Source organism: Wolbachia endosymbiont of Tuta absoluta, assembly GCF_059414725.1.
Map to the genome: position 1 here is coordinate 1 of NZ_JBNRJY010000228.1, position 313 is coordinate 313.

Annotated in this window: 1 protein-coding gene and 1 pseudogene; both read left to right on the forward strand. The window is 37.7% G+C overall.

Translation table 11 applies throughout. The annotated features are described in order from the left end of the window. Positions 1-79: pseudogene (locus tag ACJ5GX_RS02425) on the forward strand (hypothetical protein); the annotation flags it as partial. 41 nt (positions 80-120) lie between these two features. After that, positions 121-313 (forward strand): hypothetical protein (locus tag ACJ5GX_RS02430; protein WP_495292664.1); only part of this gene is annotated, 193 nt, incomplete at its 3' end.

The window sequence follows — 313 nt, forward strand, 5'->3', positions numbered from 1 at the left end:
AAAAGAACTACTTGAAGGAATTACAATTGCCTCAGGTAATGATGCATGCATAGCGCTAGCCGAGGGTATCGCAGGATCGATCTGTTTTTCTATAATGTAATTCCTCGATTTTTGTTTATTTTGGGGATAGCAACTGCGCTAATGGGCTGGTTTTTTCATCCATTTATCCCCTATCCACTGGTGCTTTTAGCTGGATTATTATGCTGTTTTGCTGCCTATTTAATTTATGAGCCCAGTGACCCAATTGACGAAGTCATTAATTTTCTAGAGCAGAAAATAATGTTGTTGCGGTATGACTTACATTTCAATAAAA